Raw genomic sequence first — 19,649 nt, 5'->3', positions numbered from 1 at the left:
GACGCGGTCAGGGGGCGGCGTTCATCAGGTCGAGGGCGCTCTGCTGGCGGGCCGCGTCGGACAGGTCGAACGGGCCTGCCCACATCAGCCCGTAGGCGTCCGCGCTGGTGCGGTCGTTGGCATACGCCGAGTTCGCCTGGCGCTGCAAGTACGCCGTGTACGGGTGGTCCGGGAGGGCCGCGTTCAGCACCGCCAGATCCCGGGCGTACACGCCCTTGAACGTCGGGCCGTCCGCGCCGCCGCCGCCCGCCGTCTCGCCCGGGTCGCGGAGGATGCCGCCCGGGTTCAGCGAGCCGTTCGTCGTCGACGCGTTCGCCATCGCACGGGCCTTCGTCAGCAGGCTCGCGTCGCCGGTGGCTCGGTTCAGCTCGGCCAGCGCCGCCAGTGGCACGCCCTGGTTGTACGACCACACCGCCTGGCCGTTGTTGGCGCACGTCGAGGTCAGGCCGTCGTTGACCAGGTTCGAGCCGTTGATCATCCCGCTGCCGGCGAACCAGGTCCAGCCCGCCCGGGCCCGCGCGAGGTACGCCGTGTCGCCCGGGATGCGGTTGTGCAGGGCCGCGTTCAGCTGGATGTACAGGGAGTTCGGGATGGCGTTCTTGTAGGTGCGGCTCGTGCTCCACCAGACCCCGCCGCCGCAGACGCCGTCCCAATAGGCGTACATGTGGTCCGCGTCGGCGCGGGCGGTGTTCAGGTACTTGCCGTCACCGGTCAGGTCGTAGGCGGCGACCCAGGCGAGGCCCCACCAGCCGGTGTCGTCGAGGTAGTCGTTGCGGAACTGGCCGCCCTGGGCGGCGAGGTTCTTCGTGTACGTCGTGTCGATCGCGTAGCGGTAGCTGTTCATGCCGCTGACGCGGATGTTGCCGATGATCGCGGTGAGCGCGTTGGCCGAGTTCCACCACCCGGTCGTGTCGAACAGGCCGGTGCCGAGGTTGTACCGCTCCATCAGCGCGGTGGCCGCGGCGGTGCGGCGGTCCCAGGCGTTCCAGGTCGGACGCGCCCAGCCGGTGCAGGCGATCGTGCCCGACCCCGCGGGCTGACCGCACGCGCGCAGCAGGCCGACGCCCTTGTTCGCCCAGTCGTCGGCGTTGTACATCAGCGTCCGCCAGCCCGTCGCCCCGGACGGCGTGGCGGTGTCGCCCAGTTTGCTGCCCGACGCCCACGTGCGCCCGGCGTCGAACGAGCGGTCCAGCCAGACGTGGTCCCCGGCGGCGCCGCCGGTGATCGCCGCCCAGCCCATGGCGTCGCCGTCGTCGAGGTGCAGGGAGATCCGCCGGCCGCCGACGCCGGCCGACGGGCCTTCGCGATCGCCCGGCGACGACGCGGGATCTCGCGCGTCGCAGTACTTGTTGCAGATGGCCGCGAATGGTGTGGCCGACGGCGTCGGCGTCGGAGCGGCCGCCAGGACAGCGGTCAACAGGGGAATGAGGAGGTTCATCGGTCACCTTCCGCGCTGAAGGGCGATCCTCCTCATTTTCCGGTGCCGATATTATTGGTCCAGTCCTTTTCCGGGACAGGTTGCGGACAGAAAATCACGCCCGCCGCGAGCTCAGCAGGAGCAGGCACAGCACCGCGATCCCGGTGACGAGCCCGGCGACCAGCAGCATCGGGTCCAAGGTGGGCGGGGTGGCCGCGGTGGCCTGCTGGACCGCGGGCGGCGGCTCGGTGGCCGGAGCGGCGGGAGCGGCCGGAGCGGCGGCGGCCGCGGACGTGGTGGCCGGGGCACTCGTGGCCGGAGCTGTGGTCACCGGCACCGCGGCGGCCGCCGTCCGCGACGGCGTGGTCCGCGGGGCCGAGCTCGCGGGCTGCGGCGGTGCCGTCGTGGGCGCGGGCAGCACCGTCACCGAGGCCCGCATATCGGGGTGCACCGAGCAGTAGTACTGGTAGGTGCCCGGCTGCCGGAAGGTGTAGCTCCAGCTTTGCCCGGCCGACAGCTGCGGGCTGCGGAACGCGACCGGCGCGCTCGTCGTGACGACGTCGTGCGGAGCCTCGTCGTGCTGCATCCACGTGACCGTGTCGCCGACGCGCACGGTGAGCGCGGCGGGGGAGAAGGCGTAGCCCTGCATCATCACCTGCTGCGCCGCCGCGGCGGCCGGGCCCGCGAACGGCAGGTTCAGGAACACCAGGAGACCGGCGACGGCCAGGGCGGCGCGCCTCATCGGCGGAACTCGATCGCGATCTCGACGCGCAGCCGGCGCCGGGCCAGCAGCCGGACCAGCCGTCCGGCGTGCGCGGGCTTCCGGCGGGCCGGGAGGACGACCCCCGCGGCCCAGACGACGACGCTCCCGGAGTCCCGGTGCCGGACGTCGCCGCGCAGCCGCACGGCCCGCCCGGCCACGCTGCCTTCGACGACGAACGGGTCTTCGGCGACTTCGCCGGCGGTGAAGGTGAGGTCCTCGCCGCGGAACGCCCGGCCGAGGAACGGAAGCGGAGTCCGCAGCGAGCCGGGGTCGAGGGTGACGGTGAGCGCGGCGCCGGGTGCCCAGTGCCCGCCGGTCGCGGTCAGGCGGCCGCGGAACAGCGGTGGGCGCGGGGAAACCTCGATGACGCACCGGTCGCGGCGCAGGGCGTAGCCGGTCGCGGTGGGCAGGAAGGCGGTGTCGGACATGGGGATGGCCTCCGGAGAAGGGGGGCGGGTGGCCCGGACGGCCGGGCCACCCGCCGGGATCAGCAGCTCGCCTGGCCGAGCAGCGGCGTGAGCACGTTCTCGAGCCACACGGTGTGCGTCTTGATGTACTGGTCCAGGTTCAGCAGGTCGGTCACCTGCTGAACCGGCGACTCCTCGAGGTGCGCGCTCTTGATGTGCGCGATGATCGGCGCGAGCGTGTCGGTGACGACCTGGCTCGCCGAGCCGTCGAACGCCGGGGCGAGCACGGTTTCCAGCCACACCGTGTGGGTCTTGATGTACTGGTCCAGGTTGAGGATGTCCTGCACCTGCTGGCCCGGTGAGGTCTCCAGGTGCGCGCTCTTGACGTGGTCGAGGATCGGCTGCAGGACCGCCTTCGGCACGCAGGAGCCGCCGCCGGCCGGGGTGGACGGCGCCGGCATCGAGTGGCTCGGTGCCGAGGTCGGAGCGGACGTCGGGGTCGAGGACGGCGGGGCGCTGGTGGGCGCCGCGCCGGTCACGGTGACCGTCGCCTTCATGTCGGGGTGGATCGAGCAGTAGTACGAGTACTTGCCCGCCTTGGTGAAGGTGTGGCTGAAGGTCTGGCCGGTCTGCAGGGTCGGCGACGTGAACTTCTCCGGCCCGTCGGTGACGACGATGTTGTGCGGCGCGGTGTCGTGGTTGGTCCACGTCACGGTGTCGCCGACGGCGATCGTCAGGTCGGCAGGCGAGAACTTGTAGCCCATGGCCTCGACCGACTTGCCGGACGGCGCCGCGGCCGGAGCGGCGGCCGGAGCGGCGGCCGGAGCGGCGGCCCCGCCGGCCTGGTCATGGACGAGTCCCTGGTACAGCGGGACGGCCAGCGGCCCCTGCTGGGCCAGTGCGGCCAGGTCGACGTTCGCGGCCTGGCTCGGTGCGGCCTGCTCGGTCCGGCCGCCGCGCAGCGTGGCGAGGCTGAACAACGCCGTCGCCAGTGCCAGGATCGCCACGGCGACCGGCCAGGTCCGCCGTCGTCGCACCACCTCCGGCTGCTCGGGGGCGGTGGGGGTGGGGTTGTCCATCGAGGACTCCTTTCGCAGGTCGATCAGCGGCCGGGACTGGCCGTGACGAGGAAGCTCGCCGCGAGCAGGACCACGAGCACGAGCGTGGTCTCGGCGGCGACGGAATGGACGAAGGGGCGGACGGTGGCGGCGTCCCCGCGCAGGACGACGGCGAAGTCGAGGCGGCGGCCCACCCAGCGGCGGCTGAACTGCGCGGCCAGCAGCACGGCGGCGAGCACGGCCAGCTTGACCAGCAGCGTCTTCCCGTAGGTCGTGCCGAACAAGCGGCCGACGCTGCCGACGGTCTGCCACGCGAGTACGACCCCCGCGGCGACCACGACGCCGACCGACGTCATCGCCAGCTTCGAGTAGCGGGGGATCACCGAGGCGAGTTCCCCGGGATCACGGCGGGCCAGGACGCCGAACAGCAGCACGGCCAGCCCCCCGATCCAGGCCGAAGCGCCCGCCAGGTGCGCGAAGTCCGCCAGCTGCGTCAACCACGGCCGGGTGCTCTCCACCGCGTGGCCGGTGAGCCCGGTCGTGCGGAGCAGGCCGAGCAGAATCGCTCCGGCCCCGACGCGCCAGGGCACCGCCGTGGCCGCGTCCCGGCCGCGTTGCAGCAACCAGGCCAGCACCACCCCGCCGAGCAGCCACAGCAGGGCCCTGGCGAACCAGATCCGCCCGAACTGGCTGTCCACCGCCTGGCTGAGCAGGTCCCAGGCCAGGAAGTCGCCGGGCGGGCGCTGCGCGGCCCACGCCGCCTGCAGGCCGAGGCCGGAGAGGGTGCCGAGCAGGCCGAGCACCCAGCCGGTGATCAGCACCGAACGCGCCCCGCGGTGGCCGGCGCCCGCGGGCCAGAGCACGGCGAGGAACAGCAGCCCGCCGGCGAACAGGGTGAGACCGGCGTAGTCGACGGTGCGGGCGAGCACGTACCACGCCTTGACGGGGTCCACGTTCACCGTCCACTCGGGACGGTGGGCACCATGGCGGGTTCGAGACCGCCGTCGGCCGTGCGGCAGTAGCCGAGGATGAGCGCACCGGCCCCGTCGGGCCCGGTCATGCCGAGCCCGGTGGTGACGGTGCCGAGCAGCGGCAGCCCGCCGACGGTCTCCAGGAGCTGTTGCGCCACACCGGGTTGGCACGCGGGCACGTCGGTTCCGGGCGGTGGGGGTGGCACCGTCGTCGTCGGCTCGGGGGAGGCCGGGGGAGGTGCGGCGCCGGGATCGGGAGAGCCCGGGTCCGGGACCGGGGCCGCGCCGATGTCGCCGGGCATCGGGGGCATCGAAGGCATCGTGACCGCCGACGGGGCGTCCACCGGCAACGCGGGCAGCGGGGATTGCGGACCGCCGGTGGGGAGCGGGCCGGCCGGAAGTGGTGGTGTGCCGGGTGTTTCCGGGGTGACGGGGTTCCCGCCGTCCGCCACCGCGGGCGGGGCGGCGGCGGTGGTGGTGCCCGGGCGCAGCCCGATGCCGGACGCGTAGCCGACGACGACCACGACCGCGCCGGCGAGACTCGCGGCGATGACGTGGTCACGGCGCAGGGCGGGTCCTCGCACGGTTTCGTCCTCCAAAGAAGGGAATTCGTTCCCGGTCCGACCGGCAATTCCGGGATAGTGGGAAAGAACGGGATGTGCGAGCAATAAACCAGCCGGCGCGTTACGCGGGGTGATGTTCACGTGAAGGCCGCGTAACGTTGACCGGCCTCTTGGTGGCGCGAAGCGGTGAGGATCTGGACCGAAAGCCGCATCTGCTGCGCTGTTCGGGTGATCGGCTGCACGATCCATCGGAGCAGTGGTCCGATTTGCCCGATTGCGCGAGCGGGCCGGTGAGAATTGCTTAACACAGCCGTTTCACGGTCTTCCGCCGCGGCCCCGGATCCGCTCGTTACGTTCGGCCCATCGCTCTAATTCCCGAGAAGGCGAGAAACCATGACTTCCCGCTGGTCTTTCCCGGTCCGCATCGCCGCCGCGCTGGCGGCCGCCGGGTGCGCGGTCCTGCTGGACGCGCCCGCGGCGGCCGCGCACAGCGTGCTGGTGTCCAGCTCCCCGGCCGCGGACGCCTCGCTCGCCACGGCCCCGGCCGAGGCCGTGCTCGAGTTCAACGAGCCGGTGGAGAACCGGTTCACCGAACTGGCGGTGCTCGGGCCCGACGGCACTTCGCACTGGGAGGCCGGGCCGGCGTCCGTTGTGGACGCCCGGGTGTCCGCGCCGCTGCGTCCCCTCGGCCCGGCCGGCGCCTACACCATCCGGTACCGCGTCACCTCCGCCGACGGCCACCCGGTCTCGGGCACCGTCGCGTTCCGGCTCACCGTGGCGGGGCCGGGAGCGGCGGTGCCGGCCGCCGCGGCGGTGACGCGCCCGGACGGCGACGGCCCGGTGCCGCTGTGGCCGTGGCTCACCGGGGGCGCCGTCCTGCTCGGCACCGGGTTCGCGGTGGCCCGGCGGCTGAGCCGGGCCGACGCTTGAGGGCGGGGCCGCGCGGGTATCCCGGCCCCATGACCAATCTCGACGACACCACGACCGCGAAGCTCGACGAATTCGTGCTCGCCCGGCTCGCGGAGGACGAAGAGCGCGTCCGGGCGGGGGAGCTGCCGCTGATCGACGAGGCCGAGCGGCGCGGGCGGCTGCGGATCATGTACGCCGACGACGGCGACGGGCTGATCCTCGCCGGCGGGCCGGTCGAGGCGATGGAGGACCGGCACCCGGTGCCGTTCGCCGAAAAGGCCGAGTTCCTGCGCCGCGAGGTCCGCGACACGCACGACGACGTGTCCGTCAAGCTCATCGCGTCCGTGTACGAAGCCCACCCCGACTGGCGCGACGAGTGGCGCCCGTGACCTGATGCCCGTGCGGCCGCGGATCTTCGCCGACCGGGAGCACGGCGGCCGCTGCCTCGCGGGCGAGCTGCGGCACCGGGACTGGGCCGACCCGGTCGTGCTCGGGCTCGCCCGCGGCGGGGTGCCGGTGGCCGCCGTCGTCGCGCGGCGGCTCGGCGCAGAACTGGACGTCGCGGTCGCCCGCAAGATCGGCGCGCCGGGCCATCGCGAGTTCGGCGTCGGCGCGGTCACCCCGCACGGCCCGGCGATCTACGACGCGGCCGCCCTGCGCACGCTGGACCTGACCGCCGCGCGGATGGCCCGGACCGAAACCCGCGAACGAGCGGAGGCGCGCCGCCGGCTGGAGCGCTACCGCGCCGGCCGGCCGCCCGCCGTCCTCACCCACCGTGACGTTCTCCTCGTCGACGACGGGCTCGCGACCGGTGTCACCGCGACGGCGGCCTTGCGTGACCTCCGCGCGGCAAGTCCGCGGACGCTCGTCTTCGCCGCGCCCGTCGCGGCTCCTGGCGCTGTCACCCGGATGCGGCACGAAGCCGATGACGTCGTCTGCGTCGCCGAACCGCCGGATTTTCGCGCGGTCGGCCAGTGGTACGCCGATTTCCGCCAGCTGGAGGACGACGACGTCCTCGCCCTGCTCGGCCCGTGACACACCAGGGTCACCCCCGGGTTGACCGGGTGGGTGACGGGGTATCACCCGATGGGGGCACCGACCGAAGAGGCGGGAGCGGGATGAGCGAACGGGACGGGCTCGGCGCGGCGGCGCGCGGGCTGCGGCAGTACCTGCTGGCCGTCGCGGCCAAGCTGGACGCTCCCGCCTGGTTCTGCGAGGTGGACGTCCCCGCCGGGGCGTATGTCGCGCTGGAGCGGCGGCTCGCGCGGTTCCCCGAGCACGAGGTGGCCCTCCTCTGGGACGAACGCGACGGCTGGTCCGCGGCGGTCGAGTCGTCGACCGGGGACGAAGTCATCGTGCTGGCGTACCTGGGTGAGGACGTCCTGCCGGCCCCGGAAGCCGTCGTGGAGTTCGTGACCGGCCTGTACGGCGAGAAGTACCCCGGCCGGCCGGATCCCCCGGACTTCCGCAGACCCGGCACCGGGGACGGCTTCGACGAACGGCTGGCCGCCTACGCCGGGAATCCGGTGGGCCGGGCCTGAATCACCGCGGAGGCAGCACGCAGAACTCGTTGCCCTCCGGGTCGGCGAGCACGATCCACGGGTCGTCGGCCGGGTCGTCGAGGACCTTGGCCCCGAGCATCACCAGGCGCTCGACCTCCGCCCGCTGATCGCCGGCCACCGGCGCGAGATCCAGGTGCAGCCGGTTCTTGACGGTCTTTTCTTCCGGCACCTGCTGGAACAGCACCGCCGGGCCGTCGTCGAAGTCCACCTGGCGGTAGGTGAGCCCGTGGGAGTCGGTCCACGTGCGGGTCTTCCCGCCGCCGAGCGCCGCCGCCCAGAACTCGGCCAGCAGGTCCGGCTGACGGCAGTCGACCGCCACGGCGAGGATGCGGGCCGCCGTCACGAGCCCGCCACGATCCGGTTGATGGCCTCGGCGACCAGATCCGGTTCGGACACCGTCACCGTCAACCCCGGGTGGCGGACCAGCCCCCACGGGTCGATCCCCCGGACGGGCTCCCGGAACCGGAGACAGACGCCCCCCGCCGTCGTCGTCCCGAAAGTCAGCCCTCGGTCGGCGAGCGAAAGCCGGACGCCGAAGGCGCGAAGAGCGTTGTAGGGCCCGGTGGCCTCCGCTCCGGCGAGGTTGCTCAGCGGGGTCTCGACCAGCCACGGTCCGAACCGGACGCGCAGGCCGGCCGCGTCCAGTTCCAGGCCGGCCCGCGGACCCGCGATCCGGCGCAGCCAGCCGGGTCCGGCGAAGTCGGCGTGAAGCCGGTAGTGGACGACGACGGCGGGTTCGCCCACCGCCGCCGCTTCACTCGTGGTCATGCGCCGCCGCCCAGCGGGGGGACGTCCGAGTCGTCGTCGGCCGGGAGTTCGGGGTCCCGCCACTCCTCGGCGCGGGAGGGGCCGTTGCCCTGCAGGGTCCCGCGCAGCTCGGCCTTCTGCGCGTCGTCTTCACGCGGCGAGTGCTGGTCGCTTTCGCGATGCATGGGAGCCTCCTTCACGCGGTGTCCTTTCCCGGCTACCCGGCGGGTGGCCACCGAAACGCCAAGATCACCGCGAGCGCGCGGCCGTCCGGTTGACCGCCCGTGCGGCGACGATGCCGAGCACGAGCCCGGCCACCGCGGTCAGCCCGTGCAGCCAGTTGTCCGCCCAGTTGAGGTTGATCGGGTCCTCGGGGTTGACGAGCGAGGTGGCGAGGATGCCGTACGCGGTCATCCCGGTGAACCCGACGAACAGCACCCAGCAGTAGATGATCGACCCGGTGCGCCGGAGCGCGGCGAGCAACCCGAGCACCCCGACCGCCGTGTGGACGAGGTTGAGCAGCGGGGTCACGCTGAAGATCCAGACGGCCCGGCTGGTTTCGTGGCCGACCGCGGCGGTCTCCGGGGTCAGGAACCCGGCGATGCCCAGCGCGAGGTAGAGCAGCCCGAGGACGGCGACGACCGGGCGGAGCCAGGACGCTCCCGCGCGGGAGCGGGGTTCTGCGGAAGACATGGGATTCTCCTTCTCTCCGCGGCCGGATACCCCGCCATGCGTGCGGAAAACGGACAAGTGGAAGGGGCCGGGCGGCGGGCTGGGGTGCCGCCGCCCGGCCCGCGGCCGGGACCCGCGCCGGTCCTGCAGCCAGGACGCGGGCCCCTGGTCTCAGGGAGAACGCCAGTCGTGATCGCGGTACGCGGTCCCGTGCTGGGCACCCATCAGCAGCAGCCCGCCGTCGACGACCAGCGACGTCCCGGTGATGTAGCCGGCGGCCGGGGTCGCCAGGAACGCGACCGCGGCCGCCACCTCGGCCGCGTGGCCGGGGCGGCCGAGCGGGATGCCTGGCCGGTCCTGTTCGCGCGGGTCGGCGTCGGTCTGTCCCGTCATCGGCGTCGAGATTTCGCCCGGGGCCACGGAGTTCACGGTGATGCCGTGCTCGGCCAGCTCGAGGGCGAGCACCTGGGTCAGCGCCCCCGCGCCGGCCTTCGCGGCGCAGTAGGGCGCGGCGCCGACGCGCGGCACGTGCTCGTGGACGCTGGTGATCGTGATGATCCGCCCGCCGTGCCCGGCGTCGATCATGTGCCGGGCCGCGCGCTGCGAAAGCAGGAAGACCCCGTCGAGGTCGACGTCCAGGACCTGGCGCCACTTCTCGTAGTCGAGGTCCATCGCCCGCTGGCTGCTGCCGGTTCCGGAACAGTTGACGAGGACGTCGATGCCGCCGAGGTCCTCGGCGAACGCGTCGACGACGTCGGCGGCTCCCGGCAGCTCGGTCAGGTCGAGCTGCCGGACGTGCGCGGCCACGCCGTGCGAGCGGGCCTCGGCGGCGGTTTCCTCCGCGCCGTCGGCGTCCGAGTGGTAGGTGATGCCGACGTCGAGGCCACCGCCGGCGAGGGCGGCGACGACCGCCCGGCCGATGCCGGAGTCGGCACCGGTGACGACAGCGCGCCGCGGCGAAGCGGCGTCGGCGGGCAGGGGTGCCGGGAGCGACACGGGCAGCTCCTTTCCTTTGCGTTCGGCTACCACCGCCACGGGGGACTAAACGCGGTGCGCCGGGCCGTGGCCGCGGCGGTCACCTCCGCCGGCTTCACCCGGCGGAGGCGCAGCCGGTGCCGTCCAGAGCGTGTGTCGGCCGGCGAGCGGGGTAACCGCGCCGTTCCCCGAACGGAAGGAGAGCTCCCGTGAGCAAGCCGAACCCGATCGAACTGCAGAAGTACCTGTCCGGCGTCGACTACCCGGCGAAGCGTGACGACCTGGTGCAGGCGGCCGAGAAGAACGGTGCCGACTCCGACACTTTGGACATCGTGCGCGGCCTGCCGGACCGGACCTACGAGGGGCCCAGCGGCGTGAGCAAGGAGATCGGCGGCTGACCCGGCGTCGTGAATGACTCATTCCTGGCGTCGCACGCCAGGAATGAGTCATTCAGGACGTGGCCGCCGCCGGGACCGGCGAGGTGACACCCGGCTGGGCGAGCGCCGTCACCGCGCGGCAGACGTCCGCGGAATCGATCGTGTCGAGACAGGGGTGGCCCGGGACCGGGCACACCCGCGCGCGGCTGGCGCGGCAGGGCGCCTGCTGGTCCCCGAGCACGACCGTGGGGACGCCGTAGGGCGCCCACCGCTCCTGCGGCACCACCGGGGCGAACAGCGACACGACCGGGGTGCCCGCCGCCGCGGCGAGGTGCGCGGGGCCGGTGTTGGGCGCCACCACGACCCGGGCGCCGGACAGCACCGCCGCCAGTTCGGCCAGGGACGTCCGGCCGCCGAGGTCGACCGCCGACGTCCCGGCCACTTCGCGGGTCAGGGTGCGCTCCGACGGCGCACCCGTGACGAACACCCGGTGCCCGTCCGCGGCGAGGGCCCGCACCGTCTCGCGGCTCCAGGCCGCCGACGGCTGGCGGGCGGGCACCGAGGCCGCGGGGTGCACCACGACGTACGCCCCGCCGCCGGTCAGCTGGGCGGTGTTCGGCAGGGGACGCCGCAGCGCGAGGGCGCCGTGGTCGTCCGGCGGCAGCGAGAACCCCGCCGCTTCGGCGAGCGACAGCATCCGGACCGGCTCCGGCGGATCGCCGTCGACGCGGTGGCGCAGGTCGAGCAGGCTGCCCGGGTAGTCCTCGGAGATCGCGCCGATCCACGGCACGCCGGCCTGGCGCAGCAGCAGCGCGAGCGGCAGCGGCGATTGGTGGAACGACGTCAGGATGAGCGCGCGGTCGAACGACTTCTCGCGCATCAGCGCGACGAACGCGCCGGTGTCCTCGGCGGTCACCGGCGGCGGCTCGGGGTCGATCCAGGGTGCGGTCCAGGTGAGCACGTCGGCCACGCCCGGCAGCAGGTCGCCGGCGGCGCGGCCGTGCGGGCCCGCCAGCAGGGTCACCTGCGCCCCGGACGCGGCGACCGCGCGCACGCACGGCCCGGCGAGCAGGACGTCCCCGAGGTTGTCCTGGCGGGCGACGAGCACCCGGGTCATCCGGCGACCCCGGCGAGCCGCAGCGCCTCGGACAGGTCCCGGGCGACGGCGGCGTCCCGGCGGGCCCGGGCGATCTCCGGTTCGAGCGTGCGGTCGGTCGGCACCAGCACCGCGCGGGCGCCGGCGGCGAGAGCCGCGTCGACGTCGGCGCCGGTGTCGCCGATGACCACGCAGGACGCCGGGTCGACGCCGAGCTCGCCGGCGGCCCGCAGCACCATGCCGGGCGCCGGTTTGCGGCACGCGCAGCCGTCGCCGTCGTCGTGGACGCAGACCTGCCAGGTGCCGAACGGCCCGAACAGCTCCTGGACGCGGGCGTTCACCGCGTCGAGCTGCTCGGGGGAGATCAGTCCTTTCGCGACACCGGACTGGTTGCTCACCACCCCGACCGGGATCCCGCGCTCCCGCAGCCCGCGGACGAGCTCGACCGCGCCGGGCACCGGACGGACGCCGTCGGGGTCGTTCAGGTAGGGGACGTCGACGATGAGCGTGTCGTCCCGGTCGAACAGCACCGCGACCGGGGGCCGGGGCCGCCGGGCCGCGATCTCCCCGCGCAGCCGGTGGTAGCACGCGGCGGGCGGGATCAGGACACTGGTGACGGCCATCCGCGCCACCTCGCCGGGGGTCCGCGGACCGGGCTGGATCCGGCGGGTGGCGAACTCCGCCGTCAGCCCGGCCCAGACACCGGCCGCGAGCAGGGCCTTTCCGCGTTGCCTGAACAGTGGCAGCGTGAGCGCGGCCAGACCGGCCACTGTGGACAGTGCGTGGAGGCCGAGCCGTCCGTGCCCGGCGCCGGTCCGCTGCCGCCAGAGCACGCCGTGCTTGGCCCGCATCAACGCGTTGTCGGCGTTGCCGCGCTGGGCTTTGAGGCTGTAGAAGAACCCCGCGCGCCGGGCCGGGTGCGTGGTGAGCCGTTCGCCCTGGTCGATCCGGTGTCCGGCCTCGGCGACGCGCAGCGCGAGGTCGGAGTCCTCGCGGAAGGCGCGGGGGAACCGCTCGTCGAAGCCGCCCACCTCGACGAGCGCGCGGCGGCGGTAGGCCATGTCCGCGGTGATCCACCGCGCCTGCTCGAGCCCGGCGGTGGAACGTTCGTCGTCGGTGGGCCGCCGGTCCGCGGGGAGCGGGACGGTGATCCGGCCCTGGGACGCGGCCACGTCCGGCGGCAGCGAGCCGAGGTCGGCCGCGAGCTGCCGCGCCCAGTCGGGGGCGAGCACGACGTCGTCGTCGACGAACGCGATCCACTCGCTCTTCGCCGTGCGCCAGCCGAGGTTCCGCGCCGCCGCCGGTCCGCGCCCGCCGGAGCGGAGCACGCGGACACCGTCGGGGACGTCCAGCTCGGCCCCGTCCGGGCGGTCGTCGACGACGAGGATCTCCGCCGGCCGCGGATCGGGCCCGCCGAGCAGGGTTTCCAGGAGTGGCCGAAGCGTGTCCCGGCCGGTCGTGGGGATCACCACGGTGTAGTCGAGCGTCACCGGCCACGGATACCCCGGCCGGGGGTGATCAAACGGCGTGTCGAAGTCCCCGCGCCCGGGTAACCGGCGAGCGACGACAAGGAGGTGCGGATGACCGCGGGGACGATCGAAATCCGGAACCCGGCCGACGGCAGCGTGGTCGGCACGGTGCCGGCCGCAGGCGAAGACGCGATCGACGCGGCACTCGCGCTGGCTCGCCGGAGCGCGGCGCAGTGGGCCCGGACCCCGGCCGCCGAGCGCGGCGCGCTGCTGCACACCGCGGCGGAACGGCTGCGGGCGCGCGCGGACGAGCTGGCGAAGGCCAACGAAGCCGAGACGGGCAAGCCCCGCGACGAAGCCCGCGAAGGCGTGCTCGCCGGGGCGGGCACCTTGGACCAGTACGCCGAACTGGGCCCGGTGCACCGCGGCCGCAGCCTGCTCGGCGACGTCGGCGCGACGGACCTGATGGTCCCCGAGCCGTACGGCGTCGTCGTGGCGCTCACGCCGTGGAACGACCCGGTGGCGGTGGCCTGCGGGCTCCTGGGCGCGGCGCTGGCCACCGGGAACGTGGTGGTGCACAAGCCGAGCGAGCGCGCGCCGCACACCGGGCAGCTGCTCGGCGAGGTGCTCGGCGACGTCTTCCCGGACGGTGTGCTGCAGACGCTGCACGGCGATGGCGGGGTCGGCGCGCTGCTGGCGATGCGCGCGGACGTCGACGTCATCGCCCACGTGGGCAGCACGGCGACCGGGCGGTCGATCGCGGCGAGCGCGGCCGCGACGGGCGCGAAGACGTTGCTGGAGAACGGCGGCAACGACCCGCTGGTGATCGACGAGGACGTCGACCCGGTGTGGGCGGCCGGTCAGGCGGCGCTGGGGTCGTTCGCCAACTCGGGGCAGATCTGCGTGGCGGTCGAACGGATCTACGTGTGCTCGGCGGTCGCCGAGCCGTTCCTGGCGGCGCTGGTCAAGGAGGCCGAGACGCGCACGCTGGCCCCGCTGGTGGACCGGCGCCACCGCGACCACGTGCACTCCCACGTGGCGGACGCCGTGGAGCGGGGCGCCCGGCTGCTGACCGGCGGCGCGGTCCCGGACGGGCCGGGCGCGCACTACCCGGCCACGGTCCTCACGGACTGCGGGGCCGAGCTGCGCGTGATGACCGAAGAGACGTTCGGCCCGGTCGCGCCGGTCCGGGTGGTCTCCAGCTTCGACGAAGGCCTGGCCGAAGCGGCCAAGGGCGACTACGGCCTGGCCGCGACGGTGCTGACGGGATCGATGGCGAACGCACAGCGAGCGTGGCGCGAGCTGCCCGCCGGAACGGTCAAGGTCAACAACGTGTTCGGCGGCGCCCCGGGCGGAGCGGCGCACCCGCGCGGCCGGAGTGGCAGCGGGTACGGGTACGGGCCGGAGCTGCTCGACGAGATGACCCAGACGAAGCTCGTGCACATCGCCCCACCGGCATGACGGAACAGCGCGAAAAAGGGGACTCGCCGGCCGAGCTGGATCCCACCGCCGGGGCACTTTCACGTGAAAGTGCCCCGGCGGGCCGGTCCGGGCGGCCAAGCGAGGGCTCTCAGCAGGGCGGTGACGGGAGGGGTGGCGATTCGGCGGGCCGGTCCGCGCGCTCGTCCGAGCGGCGGGATGGCGGCTCCTCGCGGGACACGCGCTCGGCGAGCCGGTTCGCCCGCCTGTTCCGGCGCACCGACGAAGCCGTCCCCGACGAGGGACGGCGTGACCGCACGCCGATCGGCTGGTTCGCCCGCGCGGTCCGCGTCCCCGGCCGCGAGCGCCGCATCCTCGTCCAAAGCGCCAAAGCCACCCTCGCCGCGACCGCCGCCTGGTTGCTCGCCACCCTCGTTCTCCGGCTGCCGCAACCCTTTCTCGCTCCCTATGCGGCCGTGTTCCTCGTCGAGGCCACCGTGTACCGGTCGCTGCGCGGCTGGCTGCAGCAGGTCGGCTCGGTCGCCGGCGGGGTCCTCCTCGCCGCCGTCGCGGGGCAGTTGATCCCGTGGCAGGCCGTTGCGCTCGCCACCGTCGTCTTCGTCGGCTTGCTCGCCGGGAGCTGGCGGCGGTTCGGCGACGCCGGTGTCTGGGTCGGGGTCACCGGCATGCTCGTCATCTCCTACGGCACCGCGCGCGAGCCCGTCCTGCTCGGCGACCGCCTCCTCGAAACGGCGCTCGGCGCGGCCATCGGCGTCGCGGTCAACACCCTGATCTTCCCGCCCCTCTACGGCGAACGGCTCGCCGCGGCCGCCGGGCGGCTCGGGAAAGCCCTGGCGGACCTGCTGGAGTCGCTGTCCGACGTGATCCGCCGGGAAGAACCGCCGGACGACCTCGACGGCCTGCTGTCGCAGGAACGGGACACGCGCAGCCAGGTCCTGGCGGCCGAAGAAGCCGTCGGCCTGACGCGGGAAGGGCGGATGCTGAACCTCCGCCGCGGGCGCCCCGGCGCCGGGGCGCACCACGAACGTCCCCTGCGGACGCTCATCGGGCTGTGGCCCGCGACGTCGCAGCTGGTCGCCGCCGTGCGGACGACGGCCGGACGGCGGGAGCACCCGTTCGAGTACCCCTGGCCGGACGCGCGCGAGTCGCTGGCGGACCTGATGCACCACCTGGCCGGGGCCGTGCAGGCGGTCGCGGTGGCCGGGGAGCCGGTCGAACTGGACGAATGCCGCGCGCTGCTCGGAGAGCTCGAGAAGCGGCTGGTGACGGCGGAGGAAGACGGCGTCCCGGCGCGGCTCGGCCTCGGCACCTTGACCCTGCCCGCCCGCCTGCTCCTGGAGCAGCTGGAAAAACGGTGAAGGCCGCCTCCGGAGAGGCGGCCTTCACCCGGGCAAAAGCTACTGGATCGCGACGGCTTCGGCTTCCGAGCGGTGCCGGCGGCAGGCCGTGCACACCATCGTCTGGCCCAGCAGCGTGCCGTCCCCGGACACCAGGCGCGCGACGTGCAACGTGGGCAGGCCGCACTCCTCGCAGGGAATCGGCTTGCTGTCACGGCTGATCATGACTCGGTTCGACATGGGTGGAGCCCCCTGACGCGGATGGAAGGTCCCGCTGGGTTACCCACGTGTCCTGCACCACACTCGTCCGGCGCAGTGATGTCACTCGAACGGCGTAATCACTTGGCCGGGTACTGCTGCGCGCGCAACAGCTCGGCGAGGTGGACGGCGTTGCGGACCAAGGTCGCGTTCGTCGAGGCCACGGCTTCGGGCGTCTCCTCGAGGTCCTGGTAGTCGCCGCCCTGCATGGCTTCGCCGTTCCAGTAGGTCGCGCCCTGGGCCGGCACCGTGAACCCGACGTCGTTCAGCGCCTGAAACAGGTCCGCGATGATCTTGTGTGCGCCGTCCTCGTTGCCGACGACCGCGGCCACGCCGACCTTGCCGAACATCGCCGGCCGGCCTTCGTCGTCCGTTTCGGACAGCTCCGCGTCGAGGCGCTCCAGGACCCGCTGCGCGACGCTCGACATGTGGCCGACCCACGTCGGGGTGGCGATCAGCAGGATGTCGGCCGCGGCGATCTTCCGCCGGATGTCCGGCCACGCGTCCCCGTTGCCCATGTCGGCCTCCACGCCGGGGCGGACGTCGTGGTCGACCACCCGCACCAGCTCGCCGGTGGCGCCGCGTTCGGCGAACCCCTCCAGCAGCTGCCGGGCGATGAGGTCGCTGCTCGACTTGGCGGGCGACGGCTTGAGCGTGCAGGTCAGCGCGAGGACGCGCAGGGTCATGACTGCCTCCGGGGATGGGTGCCGACGCCGAGGTGGGCGAACCCCGCCTCGGCGAGGACGTCGGGATCGAGCAGGTTGCGGGTGTCGACGACGACCGCCCGGTCCGCCGACGCGGCCAGCCGCGCCCAGTCGAGGTCCCGGAATTCGGGCCACTCGGTGAGCACGACGATCGCCGCGGCGTCCTTGGCCACCAGGTACGGGTCGTCGACGACCTGGACCGAGCTCGTGCCGGGCACACAGGCGACGGCGGGGTCGTGCGCGGTCAGCTCCGCACCGGCGCGGGCCAGGTCGTCGGCCACCGCGAGGGCGGGGGAGTCGCGCAGGTCGCCGGTGCCCGCCTTGAACGCCAGGCCCAGCAGGCCGAGGCGGACCCCGGCGAGGGATCCGGCGGGCGAACCGGTGACGGCCTGCCGCACGGCCCGTACCACCCGGGCGCGCTGCCGGGCGTTGACGCGGACCGCGTCGCGCAGGATGCCGAAGTCGACGCCCGCCGATTCGGCCGCGTGCAGCAGCGCCGAGGTGTCCTTCGGCAGGCACGACCCGCCCCAGCCGGGGCCCGGCGCGAGGAACTCGGGGCCGATCCGCGCGTCGAGGCCCATCGTGCGCGAGACCTCGCGGACGTCCGCGCCGAACCGCTCGCACAGCTCGGCCAGGACGTTCACATAGGACAGCTTCACGGCCAGGAAGGCGTTGCTCGCGTACTTCGCGAGTTCGGCGCTGGCCGAGTCGGTGGCCACCACCGGCGCGCCGGTCGGCTCGTACAGCCGCGCGACCCGCCGCGCCGCCGGGGAATCCGCCGGGTCGGTGCCGACGACGACCCGGTCCGGGTGCAGGAAGTCTTCGACGGCGTGACCTTCGCGGAGGAACTCCGGGTTGGCCACCACCGGCAGGTCGTCCCGGCCCAGCAGGCGGGGCAGCCGGGCCGCGGTGCCGACCGGCACGGTCGACTTGGTGACCAGCACGCAGCCGGGCCGCAGCAGCCGCCCGAGCTGGGGCACGACCTGTTCGAGCACGCCGAGGTCGGGGCGCCCGTCTTCGGCGGGCGGCGTCGGCAGGCACAGGAAGACGAGGTCCGCGCCGTAGAGTTCGGCCTGCGCGGTGGTGAAGCTCAGCGTCCGATCGGCGAGTCCCTGGCCGACCAGCTCGGCCAGGCCGGGCTCGGCGATCGACACCACGCCCCGGCCCAGTTCGTCCACTTTGGACACGTCGGCGTCCACGCAGGTGACGCGGTGCCCGAGACGCGAGAAACAGGCGGCACTGGTCAGGCCGACGTAACCCGCGCCGACGATCCCGATGTGCTCACCCATGGGCCACCCGCATCTCCAGGGCCGACCGCGTCGCGGCCAGCACGCGCTCTTCGCCGAGCAGCAGCAACCCGCCGTCGGGTTCCGTGCCGTGGGGGTCGCCGACGTTTCCGGCCCACAGCACGACGTGCTGCCGCGCCGACGGCGGTGGGCCCCACAACCGGGGCGGGGTCGGGCCGAACAGCAGCACCGACGGCGTGCCGAACGCGGTGGCGAGGTGCCCGACGCCGGTGTCGCCGCAGACGACCAGCGCCGCCCCGGCCACCAGCGCGGCCAGTTCCGCCAGGCCCGTGCGTCCCGCCAGCACGGCGTCTTCGCCGAGCCCGGCTGCTTCGGCGATCGAAACGGCCAGGTCGCGTTCGGCGGCGCTGCCGGTGAGCACGACGCGGTGCCCGCGGGCGGCGAGGTCCCGGACGACGGTCGCGAACCGCTCGGGCGGCCAGCGCCGGGCCGGGAACGCCGCGCCGGGGTGCACCACGACGGCGTCCGGTGCCGGGCTCGGGCCCGGCGGCACCGGCAGGTGCAGGGCGGAGCGGTCGGCCTCCACGTGGTGGTACTCGACGAGCCGGCACCAGCGGTCGACTTCGTGCACGTCGTCGCGCCAGTCGAGCCCGGGGACGTCGGGGAAGTCCGGGTGGCGGTGGGTCAGCAGCTCCGCCGGGTCGGTGTCCAGGAGGTCGTGGATGCTCTCGGGGCCGCTGCCGTGCAGGTTCACCGCGAGCCGCGGCGGCGGGCCGGGCCAGGCGAGTTCGCCGAGCCCGGGCGTGGGCAGCAGCTCGTCGACCGCGTCGATCAGCCCGACCAGGTCGCGCAGCTGCTCCGGCGCGGCCAGCACCAGCCGTTCGCCCGGGTACGCCGCCCGCAGGGCGCGCAGCGCGGGGACCGCCGTCAGCAGGTCCCCGACGCCGAGCGCGCGCAGGACGAGGACCGCGGAGCTCACGGCCACGACCCCTCCTCGGACGCGCACACGACCAGCTCGCGCACCTCGGCGCCGGGCGGCTGCTGCAACGCGAAGACCACCGTGTTCGCGACGTGCTCGGGCTGGTTGAGCTTCGCGTCCGGCGGCGGCTTGTACTGGTCGGTGCGGTCGTCGAAGAAGTGCGTCCACATCCCGCCCGGGATGAGCAGGGTGACGCCGACCCGCCCGGCCAGCTCGGCGGCCAGCGCCCGGGTGAAGCCGACGACGCCGAACTTCGAGGCGCAGTAGGCGGTCGCGTCGCTCACCGCCTTGATGCCCAGGGTGGACGCGACGGTGACGACCGTGCCGTGCGAGCGCTCGAGGAAGGGGAGCGCGGCGCGGATCACCGCGGCCGTGCCGAACAGGTTCACCTTGACGACCCGCTCCCAGTCCTCTGTGGACACTTCGCCGAGTGGCCCGCAGGCGTCGGTGCCGGCGGCGGTGAAGACGCCGTCGAGGCCGCCCGCGCGTTCGGCGAGCTCACGCACCGCGGCCTCGGTGGCGGCGGTGTCGGTCAGGTCGGCTTCGACGTACTCCGCCGGGTCCTCGGGACGGACGCGGTCGAGGATGTACGGGGTGCCGCCCGCCTTGCGGACGGCGTCGACGGTGGCGGCGCCGAGACCGGACGCGCCACCGGTGATCAGGATGTTGCCGAGGGGTCGCATCGCTCTCCTTCGCGG

General features: G+C 74.1%; 25 protein-coding genes. 7 read left to right on the top strand and 18 right to left on the bottom strand.

Translation table 11 applies throughout. The features are described 5' to 3' along the window. Positions 1-7: 7 nt before the first annotated feature. The 6 genes from IE317_RS33415 to IE317_RS33390 form a co-directional block, all read right to left on the bottom strand. Complete coding sequence (locus IE317_RS33415) at positions 8-1,438, bottom strand: glycoside hydrolase family 76 protein (RefSeq protein ID WP_191315364.1); 1,431 nt, start codon at positions 1,436-1,438, stop codon at positions 8-10. A 94-nt stretch (positions 1,439-1,532) separates the two neighbouring features. After that, positions 1,533-2,159 carry a cupredoxin domain-containing protein gene (locus IE317_RS33410; protein ID WP_191315363.1) on the bottom strand — a complete coding sequence of 209 codons (627 nt, stop codon included), beginning with the start codon at positions 2,157-2,159 and terminating at the stop codon, positions 1,533-1,535. After that, the gene (locus IE317_RS33405) at positions 2,156-2,608 is read right to left on the bottom strand and encodes a hypothetical protein (protein ID WP_191315362.1); all 453 of its coding nucleotides are present in this window, start codon (positions 2,606-2,608) and stop codon (positions 2,156-2,158) included. The genes IE317_RS33410 and IE317_RS33405 overlap by 4 nt, the downstream gene beginning before the upstream one ends. Before the next feature lie 59 nt (positions 2,609-2,667). Next, positions 2,668-3,666: a cupredoxin domain-containing protein gene (locus IE317_RS33400; RefSeq protein ID WP_191315361.1), complete on the bottom strand. Its 999-nt coding sequence runs from the start codon at positions 3,664-3,666 to the stop codon at positions 2,668-2,670. A gap of 23 nt (positions 3,667-3,689) precedes the next feature. Beyond that, positions 3,690-4,598, bottom strand: coding sequence for a CopD family protein (locus IE317_RS33395; protein ID WP_191315398.1), 909 nt, complete (start codon positions 4,596-4,598; stop codon positions 3,690-3,692). A 2-nt stretch (positions 4,599-4,600) separates the two neighbouring features. Further along, a complete protein-coding gene (locus tag IE317_RS33390) occupies positions 4,601-5,200 on the bottom strand; it encodes a hypothetical protein (RefSeq protein WP_191315360.1) in 600 nt (199 codons plus the stop codon). 372 nt (positions 5,201-5,572) lie between these two features. Between IE317_RS33390 and IE317_RS33385 the strand changes: the two genes are divergently transcribed. The 4 genes from IE317_RS33385 to IE317_RS33370 all read left to right on the top strand — a co-directional run bounded on the left by IE317_RS33385 (position 5,573) and on the right by IE317_RS33370 (position 7,629). Further along, on the top strand, positions 5,573-6,109 hold the full coding sequence (locus IE317_RS33385; RefSeq protein WP_191315359.1) for a copper resistance CopC family protein: 537 nt from the start codon (positions 5,573-5,575) through the stop codon (positions 6,107-6,109). Between the two features lie 29 nt (positions 6,110-6,138). Continuing rightward, positions 6,139-6,477 carry a DUF6221 family protein gene (locus tag IE317_RS33380; RefSeq protein WP_191315358.1) on the top strand — a complete coding sequence of 113 codons (339 nt, stop codon included), beginning with the start codon at positions 6,139-6,141 and terminating at the stop codon, positions 6,475-6,477. Between the two features lie 4 nt (positions 6,478-6,481). Continuing rightward, positions 6,482-7,123, top strand: a complete 642-nt coding sequence (locus tag IE317_RS33375; protein WP_191315357.1) for a phosphoribosyltransferase — start codon at positions 6,482-6,484, stop codon at positions 7,121-7,123. Positions 7,124-7,206: 83 nt separating this feature from the next. Next, positions 7,207-7,629, top strand: a complete 423-nt coding sequence (locus IE317_RS33370; protein ID WP_191315356.1) for a DUF6292 family protein — start codon at positions 7,207-7,209, stop codon at positions 7,627-7,629. A 1-nt stretch (position 7,630) separates the two neighbouring features. Here the strand turns inward: IE317_RS33370 and IE317_RS33365 are convergent, their stop codons facing one another. The 5 genes from IE317_RS33365 to IE317_RS33345 form a co-directional block, all read right to left on the bottom strand. Then, positions 7,631-7,993 carry a VOC family protein gene (locus IE317_RS33365; protein WP_191315355.1) on the bottom strand — a complete coding sequence of 121 codons (363 nt, stop codon included), beginning with the start codon at positions 7,991-7,993 and terminating at the stop codon, positions 7,631-7,633. Next, positions 7,990-8,418, bottom strand: coding sequence for a hypothetical protein (locus IE317_RS33360; RefSeq protein ID WP_191315354.1), 429 nt, complete (start codon positions 8,416-8,418; stop codon positions 7,990-7,992). The genes IE317_RS33365 and IE317_RS33360 overlap by 4 nt, the downstream gene beginning before the upstream one ends. Next, positions 8,415-8,582 (bottom strand): hypothetical protein, encoded by a 168-nt coding sequence (locus IE317_RS33355; protein ID WP_191315353.1) that lies wholly within the window; start codon positions 8,580-8,582, stop codon positions 8,415-8,417. Before IE317_RS33355 ends, IE317_RS33360 begins: the two co-directional genes overlap by 4 nt. 64 nt (positions 8,583-8,646) lie before the next feature. Then, positions 8,647-9,090: a DUF4383 domain-containing protein gene (locus tag IE317_RS33350; RefSeq protein WP_191315352.1), complete on the bottom strand. Its 444-nt coding sequence runs from the start codon at positions 9,088-9,090 to the stop codon at positions 8,647-8,649. 150 nt (positions 9,091-9,240) lie between these two features. After that, the gene (locus tag IE317_RS33345) at positions 9,241-10,065 is read right to left on the bottom strand and encodes an SDR family oxidoreductase (protein ID WP_191315351.1); all 825 of its coding nucleotides are present in this window, start codon (positions 10,063-10,065) and stop codon (positions 9,241-9,243) included. A 188-nt stretch (positions 10,066-10,253) separates the two neighbouring features. Here IE317_RS33345 and IE317_RS33340 point away from each other — a divergent pair, with 188 nt between their 5' ends. Further along, a complete protein-coding gene (locus tag IE317_RS33340) occupies positions 10,254-10,442 on the top strand; it encodes a DUF2795 domain-containing protein (RefSeq protein WP_043778588.1) in 189 nt (62 codons plus the stop codon). Positions 10,443-10,494: 52 nt separating this feature from the next. Here IE317_RS33340 and IE317_RS33335 read toward each other — a convergent pair whose 3' ends face one another. Further along, on the bottom strand, positions 10,495-11,538 hold the full coding sequence (locus tag IE317_RS33335) for a glycosyltransferase family 9 protein (RefSeq protein ID WP_191315350.1): 1,044 nt from the start codon (positions 11,536-11,538) through the stop codon (positions 10,495-10,497). Then, on the bottom strand, positions 11,535-13,007 hold the full coding sequence (locus IE317_RS33330; protein ID WP_191315349.1) for an HAD-IIIA family hydrolase: 1,473 nt from the start codon (positions 13,005-13,007) through the stop codon (positions 11,535-11,537). The genes IE317_RS33335 and IE317_RS33330 overlap by 4 nt, the downstream gene beginning before the upstream one ends. A 90-nt stretch (positions 13,008-13,097) precedes the next feature. Here IE317_RS33330 and IE317_RS33325 point away from each other — a divergent pair, with 90 nt between their 5' ends. Both IE317_RS33325 and IE317_RS33320 read left to right on the top strand, forming a co-directional pair. Continuing rightward, a complete protein-coding gene (locus IE317_RS33325; RefSeq protein WP_191315348.1) occupies positions 13,098-14,447 on the top strand; it encodes an aldehyde dehydrogenase family protein in 1,350 nt (449 codons plus the stop codon). Next, positions 14,444-15,784 carry an FUSC family protein gene (locus IE317_RS33320; RefSeq protein ID WP_229903042.1) on the top strand — a complete coding sequence of 447 codons (1,341 nt, stop codon included), beginning with the start codon at positions 14,444-14,446 and terminating at the stop codon, positions 15,782-15,784. Before IE317_RS33325 ends, IE317_RS33320 begins: the two co-directional genes overlap by 4 nt. 39 nt (positions 15,785-15,823) lie before the next feature. On the opposite strand, the gene IE317_RS33315 is transcribed toward IE317_RS33320, so the two are convergent. The 5 genes from IE317_RS33315 to IE317_RS33295 form a co-directional block, all read right to left on the bottom strand. Next, positions 15,824-16,003, bottom strand: coding sequence for a hypothetical protein (locus tag IE317_RS33315; RefSeq protein ID WP_191315347.1), 180 nt, complete (start codon positions 16,001-16,003; stop codon positions 15,824-15,826). A gap of 98 nt (positions 16,004-16,101) precedes the next feature. Beyond that, positions 16,102-16,707: a flavodoxin family protein gene (locus IE317_RS33310; RefSeq protein WP_191315346.1), complete on the bottom strand. Its 606-nt coding sequence runs from the start codon at positions 16,705-16,707 to the stop codon at positions 16,102-16,104. Continuing rightward, on the bottom strand, positions 16,704-18,014 hold the full coding sequence (locus IE317_RS33305) for a UDP-glucose dehydrogenase family protein (RefSeq protein ID WP_191315345.1): 1,311 nt from the start codon (positions 18,012-18,014) through the stop codon (positions 16,704-16,706). The genes IE317_RS33310 and IE317_RS33305 overlap by 4 nt, the downstream gene beginning before the upstream one ends. Further along, the gene (locus tag IE317_RS33300) at positions 18,007-18,957 is read right to left on the bottom strand and encodes a glycosyltransferase family 9 protein (RefSeq protein ID WP_191315344.1); all 951 of its coding nucleotides are present in this window, start codon (positions 18,955-18,957) and stop codon (positions 18,007-18,009) included. Before IE317_RS33300 ends, IE317_RS33305 begins: the two co-directional genes overlap by 8 nt. Continuing rightward, positions 18,948-19,634, bottom strand: a complete 687-nt coding sequence (locus IE317_RS33295) for an SDR family oxidoreductase (RefSeq protein WP_191315343.1) — start codon at positions 19,632-19,634, stop codon at positions 18,948-18,950. Before IE317_RS33295 ends, IE317_RS33300 begins: the two co-directional genes overlap by 10 nt. Between the last annotated feature and the right edge of the window lie 15 nt (positions 19,635-19,649).

Source organism: Amycolatopsis bullii (genome assembly GCF_014654205.1).
GTDB lineage: Bacteria > Actinomycetota > Actinomycetes > Mycobacteriales > Pseudonocardiaceae > Amycolatopsis > Amycolatopsis plumensis.
Note: the sequence above shows the minus strand (reverse complement) of the source record. Positions and strands in the feature narration are given on the sequence as shown.